Origin of the sequence: Psychroserpens sp. AS72, from assembly GCF_038900375.1 — a bacterium.
In the GTDB taxonomy this organism is placed as follows: domain Bacteria; phylum Bacteroidota; class Bacteroidia; order Flavobacteriales; family Flavobacteriaceae; genus Psychroserpens.
On record NZ_JBBMRC010000020.1, the window covers coordinates 1 to 7,131 of the forward strand.

At 30.5% G+C, this 7,131-nt stretch carries 8 protein-coding genes; all 8 read left to right on the forward strand.

Annotation, left to right across the window (positions count from 1 at the left end; translation table 11 throughout):
* The first annotated feature begins 79 nt into the window (after nucleotides 1–79).
* Complete coding sequence (locus tag WNY78_RS18650) at nucleotides 80–568, forward strand: hypothetical protein (protein WP_342874738.1); 489 nt, start codon at nucleotides 80–82, stop codon at nucleotides 566–568.
* Nucleotides 569–1,150: 582 nt separating this feature from the next.
* Nucleotides 1,151–1,834 carry a hypothetical protein gene (locus tag WNY78_RS18655; protein WP_342874739.1) on the forward strand — a complete coding sequence of 228 codons (684 nt, stop codon included), beginning with the start codon at nucleotides 1,151–1,153 and terminating at the stop codon, nucleotides 1,832–1,834.
* Between the two features lie 201 nt (nucleotides 1,835–2,035).
* Nucleotides 2,036–2,743, forward strand: a complete 708-nt coding sequence (locus WNY78_RS18660; RefSeq protein WP_342874740.1) for a DUF6090 family protein — start codon at nucleotides 2,036–2,038, stop codon at nucleotides 2,741–2,743.
* A 153-nt stretch (nucleotides 2,744–2,896) separates the two neighbouring features.
* A complete protein-coding gene (locus tag WNY78_RS18665; protein ID WP_342874741.1) occupies nucleotides 2,897–3,397 on the forward strand; it encodes a hypothetical protein in 501 nt (166 codons plus the stop codon).
* A 137-nt stretch (nucleotides 3,398–3,534) separates the two neighbouring features.
* On the forward strand, nucleotides 3,535–3,978 hold the full coding sequence (locus tag WNY78_RS18670; protein ID WP_342874742.1) for a hypothetical protein: 444 nt from the start codon (nucleotides 3,535–3,537) through the stop codon (nucleotides 3,976–3,978).
* A 590-nt stretch (nucleotides 3,979–4,568) separates the two neighbouring features.
* The gene (locus WNY78_RS18675; RefSeq protein ID WP_342874743.1) at nucleotides 4,569–5,099 is read left to right on the forward strand and encodes a hypothetical protein; all 531 of its coding nucleotides are present in this window, start codon (nucleotides 4,569–4,571) and stop codon (nucleotides 5,097–5,099) included.
* A gap of 144 nt (nucleotides 5,100–5,243) precedes the next feature.
* Nucleotides 5,244–5,870: a hypothetical protein gene (locus WNY78_RS18680; RefSeq protein ID WP_342874744.1), complete on the forward strand. Its 627-nt coding sequence runs from the start codon at nucleotides 5,244–5,246 to the stop codon at nucleotides 5,868–5,870.
* 160 nt (nucleotides 5,871–6,030) lie between these two features.
* Nucleotides 6,031–6,921: a hypothetical protein gene (locus WNY78_RS18685; protein ID WP_342874745.1), complete on the forward strand. Its 891-nt coding sequence runs from the start codon at nucleotides 6,031–6,033 to the stop codon at nucleotides 6,919–6,921.
* The last annotated feature ends 210 nt before the right edge of the window (nucleotides 6,922–7,131 follow it).

Here is a 7,131-nt window from a genome sequence, read left to right on the forward strand (position 1 = left end):
AAATTTACCTGAACTCACCATTTAAGAAAGATCATATATTAACCAAAAAAGAGTCAACCTATATCAGTATAATACAAGAATGAGAAAAACACCCGAATTCATAGAAGATAGAATTAAATGGAGAGCTTCTCAACATAACTTACCGAATAAAAGCGTTCGTTTATTTGAGAACCTTAAAGATGAGACGAAAGCTGAATATTTGACTCATTTTAATGAGGAAGATTGTGGAAAAATAATTTTACTTTTTACAGATTCCAATAACAATTGGACAGCACTTGGAACTAAAAAAATTATTGGATTTGACGGAACTAAATTAAACTCGGTCAAATTCGATTCTATAGAAGATGTTGATTCTAAAAATCGGAAAGAGTACTTTGAGAAAGCAGAAGCTGGCGAAACAAAACTAAAGAAAATAAAAAAACGGAATGAATCTGAATTATTAATTACTGAATTTAATGGAAATGAAACAATTTTTATTACAAAAAAAGGAAGTGACTTGTTCTCGCTATGGAATATAATGATGATGATTGAACAACTGAATAAAAAAACTGGCTACAACACCGTATAAAAATAATTGCGGTTTAGTGCTTAATCAAAAGTCGTTGCGTGTTTGTAACGTCTGAATTTCCTTCGGAAATTCCTCGCATACAAACCCGCAACTATTCTTATACATAAACGTTACAACCAATAGCTCAAAAACCGTAACTCCTTTTAAACCGAATTCCAAAACACTCAATTCATCGGAATTTTTTCTTACTCAAACTCGGAATTTGAATAATATAATCGGAATCCACTAAACGGAATTTTTAGCTTGTTTGCGGAACTTTATAAAGTTTATGAAAACTGATTTACTATTGCGGAATTTAGCCTGTTTTCGGAATCTTGTATTAATCTGAAAAACGAAGTTTATCATTTTTTTTTGAAACTTAAGGATATAAGAAAATTAATCAAACGGATTTTTTGCAGATCGCATTTACTCGACTCTATCGCAAAAGGTTGTAACATCGTGTATAAAAAATTGCTATATTGTGCTTAAATAATGGTCGTTGCTCTTTTGTTACTTCCGATTTTCCTGCGGAAAATCCTCACTCACAAAAACGCAACTTTTCATACACAAACACGTTGCCAGTAATTTGAGAAACAGAACTAAATGGGAGTTTGGAACACAGAAATAAAAGGAAACGATACTACACTTGACATTTATTCCAACTTTTTTGATAAGTACAACAATGGAGGAAATCAAGTTTGGGTTTCAAACGAAATCAAAGCGGAATTTGAAGATTATTTTTCGAATTCAGACGACAGAAACAATTCATTATTTGGACTTGCTTTAGCACAATGGGAAACTAAATCATTAGAACCTGAAGTTTATAAAACCATTAAAGAAATAATTGAAAACGGAACTGATTTGGAATTGTGGAAAGAACTTGGTGCGGACAAAAAAACTCTGAATGACAGAAAATCGGAATTAGAGAATTTCCTAAAATTAATATCAACCGAAAAACCAAAAGCAAAAAGACGAGTAAGACCAAAATTTGAGTTTACAACAAACGAACTCGTCAAAATCAAAACGATTGACGGAACAAAAGAATTTAGAGTTAATGAAGAGTTTACAAACGGAAAATATATCCATACAAGCGGAATAATGGAATGGAGTTCTGGTGGTGGAGCTGGAATAATGTATTACACAGGAGAAAGTAAAAACATTTCTGCCAAATGGATTGATAATAACAATCTTGAAATAATTTACGAACCGAATTTGACTTTTGACAAAAAGGAATACGAATCGTTTTTTCGAGGAGATAAAGCGATAATAAAATATAAAACGGAATAAAAACTACTGGCAACAACGTGTATATTTAATTGCTAGGTCTAGCCTACTTACGAATATTCCTGCGGAATATTCTATCTGTGTTTTATTTGTTAAATTAGTTGCTTAAACACGCAACTAACCATACACAACACGTTAGCCTTCATTATGACCAACCATTAAACAATGATAAAATTCTTTAGAAAAATTCGCCAAAACTTACTTATGGAAAACAAAACTGGAAAGTATTTTAAATATGCAATTGGTGAGGTTATACTTGTCGTTATTGGTATTCTTATTGCTTTACAGATTAATAATTGGAATAATAACAGAATTGAATACAAACTTGAATCGAATATTTTAAGTGAAATTCTAGTAAATCTAGAAAAGGATGTTGTTAATCTTAACTCAAAGATTACGTTTAATAAAAACCAAGTGAAATTCAATAAAGAAGTTTTGGAACATTTAGAACAGAAAACACCATTAACAGACTCTTTAAGAATAGCTTATTTTAAATTATTAGGAAGAGGAAACTTTGAACCAATAACGGTTGCCTATGAGAATCTAAAATCTAAAGGTGTTGACATCATTCATAATGACTCGCTTAGAATTGCTATTTCAGAATTGTACGATTTCAAATATTACTATTTAACTGAGGATTTAAGATCAGATTATGAGCAAGTGAAAATTTTGCATGAAACTGAAGTCTTTAAGAATATTAAGACCATACATATAAATACAGATGACATATCGCGAACATTGGCAGAACCAGTAAATCTATTAGAAGCGCAGAATAACGCCTATTTTCATGAAGTATTAAAACAAGCTTTGTTCTTTTATTATTATATGAATGATACTTACAAAAGAGGAATAAAAGAAAATGAGGAAGTACAGAAGCAAATTAGAAACGAATTAAGCCTAAGAGAAAAATAACGAAAGGCTAACAACGTGTATAATTCATTGCTTGTTATAGCCTACTTACGAAAGTCCTCGCGGACTTTCTATCTGTGATTTATTTGCTAACTTTAGTGCTTAAACACGCAACGAAATCATACACAATCACGTTAGGCACAATTAAAACGAACATTGATAAAGACAAGTTACAAATCGCATCCAATTAAAGGATTTACTCACTCAATCGGAACTAAACAGATTTCGGAAATGTTGAGCGGAATTGGAATTTATGACGATTTATCAATTTCATTTGACAAAGAAAAAGGTCATCGAATGGGACTTTTTGTTCCAGGTTGGTCTGGTCGTTCAATGAAAGGAGAATCTAAAGACCTATTAGGCTTTTGGAGAGTAATTTCTGGAACTTACTCAAAACCTTTAGATAAATGGACTATAAATTTAAAAGCGGTTGAAATAGAAAACAATAAGCGGATTAAAAAATTTCTAATTGAAATCGGAATCCCAATCTTGCGGAATTGGTTTGAATCTGAAAAATCGGAGACTTGGTTTTCTGGACATCGCCATTTTCAAATCGGACTGAATGAAAACCTGACTGAATATTGCACTTGGGAAACTCATAATGACCGAACAATAAAAAAGAAAACTGAAATAATAACTGTGCCTAACACCGTATAAAAATAATTGCGGTTTAGTGCTTAATCAAAGGTCGTTGCGTGTTTGTAACGTCTGATTTTCCTTCGGAAAATCCTCGCATACAAACCCGCAACTATTCTTATACATAAACGTTGGCAATAATTAAAAAAACGCAAGAAATGAAAAAACTATTTTTTATAATAATTTTAATTCTAACAATTAGCTGTTCAAAAAATGACGATAATAATGAAGAAATGGCTCTATGTCAGGAAAAAGATTTTCTTGAAACCTTTATTGTTGAGCCCAATGATTGTTTCATTTTTGATGACCCACTTATGACTTTTACATTTGTTAGCTTTGATGATTATACTAAAACTGATTTAGATGAAACACCTTACACAAGAATCATAGCAAGCATATTAATTGACGATTTGACTTGGCAATTCCCTCATGATATTTATGAGGATACTGAATCTGAAGGAATTTCATTTTCTGGATTTGTTAACGCTGGAATTAATGATAATATTTATACAATTCACTTTGATGAAATCGAATTTACAGAAACAGAAACACAGTACATTTTTCATCGAGCAACAATACGACTGGAAAAATATGAGGATTAGGTCAAATAATAACTATTGCCAACACCGTGTATAATTAATTGCTTTGGCAAGTGCTTATTTGGAAAATTCCTTCGGAATTTTCTCTCGTTCGTTTTTGTTTATTAAATTAGTTGCTCAAACACGCAACTAACCATACACAATTCCGTTACCTTGCATTAAAAAAAAGCTCACTCAAATGTGAATTTTTCGAGAAAAAATAAAGTTTTTTAAAGAGCTTAACCAAATTAAAACTTAAAAAAATAGTTGCGGAAATTTAGCAAGTTTGCGGAATAAATAAAAATAAAAAAATCAGTACGCTGACTGAATAACTGACCGAAATTGATTGCGGATAATTAAATATTTTAAGCTGACTTAGAAAGTGACCGAACCTACTCTTTCCTGAAAATTTGAAACGCTATAAAAAAAAGAAAAACAAAATGCAATTAGAAACCTAAATTTAAAAACGCAAGGTAACAATGTATAAAAATAATGCTTAACTTTTGGGCTTAATCAAAACCAAAGTGTGCGTTTGCTTGCTTCTGATTTTCCTTCGGAAAATCCTCGCACACAAAACCGCACTATTCTTATACTAACCGTTACCTACAATTTGAATGAAACAATACGTAAAATTCACCATAAAGGATTCTGATAATAATAAAACTACTGAATTCAGTTATGTTCCAAACTCGTTTGGAGAAATTGAACTGCGAAAACTGACTGACAAATTGAATATTCTAATTATTCATTTTGAGAATCTGGATTTAGTTAGAGAAAACTTGGATGATGAAGCAGACGAATTTTTAGATGACCCAATATCAATAATGCTCACAAATTATCCGATAAAAATAAATGAACTATCTGAATTAGAATTGGATTTAAAAGATGGTTGGACTGATGATATGTTATTCACTATGGTCACTTTTAGAGATGGAGAATCTATTAATAATAACAAAATAGCCATTAAAAAAGATGGAAATGGAGCGTTTGACGTTATTTGGACAGGAAGTTACTCAACTTGGAACACAGACCGTTCTGATAGATTTTTAGAATTAAATATAAAGGCAAAACTAAAAACTGAAATAGTAACACCTTTATGCGAAAATGATGTAGTTATAATAGAAACGTTCGATAAAAAACTGTAGGTAACAACGTGTATAATTAATTGCTAGTTTCAATCCTACGTGGAAATTCCTGCGGAATTTCCTCTGGTTCGTTCCATTTTTGCTAAATTAGTTGCTTAACCACGCAACTAACCATACACAACAACGTTGGCATGCATTTTGACAATGAACACAATTTCAAAGGATATTAAAAATCGACTTTTTAAAACTTGGCTAGAAAAAGAACCTATTGCTGAATTTGAAAATTGGGTTTACTCATCAACTGAATTGAAAGACCAAATGGATTCTGATTCTTATTATGAGTTTTTATCATTCAATTACAAAAAAACAAATGCTATTTCAGATCTAAAAAATCTAATAGAACTACAACTCACTCAACCCGAATTGGAAACGTGGAATTTAAAAAGACACTTAATAAACGTAAAAGAACGGAATAAAAACTGTATAGAATCTATTAGAAAATTTTATTCTCTTAATTGCAAAGGATATGATTTCATGGATAGCTTAGCTTTTGATTTTGGTCTAAAACTAGAAGTTCCATACATATCACAGAATGTAGTATCATTTGAGGAATTAACTGAAGTACAAAAAGAAAAAATAATAAGTGATTTCTATCCTGAAATACAAGACGAGATTAATAAAGTAATGAGTTGGTTGGAAAACGAAAATATCGTGTTATTGGGAAAGTCAAATGAATTTGGAAAACTTAAGTATATTGATAATAGAACCGAATCACAAAAAGCAAAAAAGAATTATACGGTTGAAAAGAGTTGGTGGGAATTCTGGAAATAAAACGACATGCCAACAACGTGTATAATTAATTGCTTTATTGAGCTTACTTGCGAATATTCCTGCGGAATATTCACGGGTTCGTAAATGTTTACTAACTTAGTTGCTTAACCACGCAACTAACCATACACAACAACGTTAGGTGCAATTTCAATTAAACATCATGAAAAGATTATCTAAATCAAAAATAAATAAATTAGTAGAAGAGTTTACTGAGAAAACTAATAACGGAATTGGTAAAAGTGAAATCAAAAATTCTCTATTAGAAAAACTTAATGAAAATATAGAAAAAAAGGCGATCTTAGGAATTGATATTTATCGCTACAGTCAATATAAGACTTTTGAACAAACTCTAATTCCATTTCTTTTTAAAGTTTTACTTGAACAAACTTTTTATAATTGTTTAAAACATGAAAAATATTTTTTCCAAAATTCAAATCTTGATGAAATTGAAAAAAACTTTATAGATACTGGTGATGGAGGCTTTCTGATTTTTGATAATCCTTTCAATGCAGTAATATTTTCGATTTATTTTCAAGCTAATATAAAAAGATACAATAGTGGTCATGCTAACACTAAGGATATTCGTGAAATTGTTGGTCTTTTAACTTTAAGATATAGTTTAACTCATGATGATATTTATAAATTTTCAAACAATCATTACGGAACTGGAATAATAAATAATGCAAGAATTCTATCAAAAGATAAATTAAACAGATTTTTAGTTGATAGTAACACAATTAATTGGTTTGATAAGGAATTCAATGGAATTGAAAACTTGATGTCTATAGAACCCGATGATTTCAAATCAATTAAATTTTTTGATGATTATGAGGAAATTAAAGACGAAAAAGATAGGTTATCAGTGTTGTTTGATGACAAAACATCAAATTTTTTATCAGTCGACGTACTACATATCGGAGAAATTAAATCTAAACTAGACATAATAAATATTTACAGTTTACATCTGCAAATTCAAGTAACTTCTGGCGGAAATAAAAAATTTAAAATGTATACTGTATCGCTAGGTAATTTAAACTCAAGTGATTTATAAAACAGCACCTAACAACGTGTATAACCAATTGCTCAGTTTGTGTGTGCTCGGAAAATCCTGCGGATTTTCCTACTGGTTCGGTTTCTTTTATTAACTTAGTTCTCGCCAACGCAACAAGCCATACACGAACACGTCCAAGATCAAATCCTAATAAATTAGTCTTTTTTTATGCTGCATGTTGTTGCAAAACAACATAAGGCGTTCCTCTTT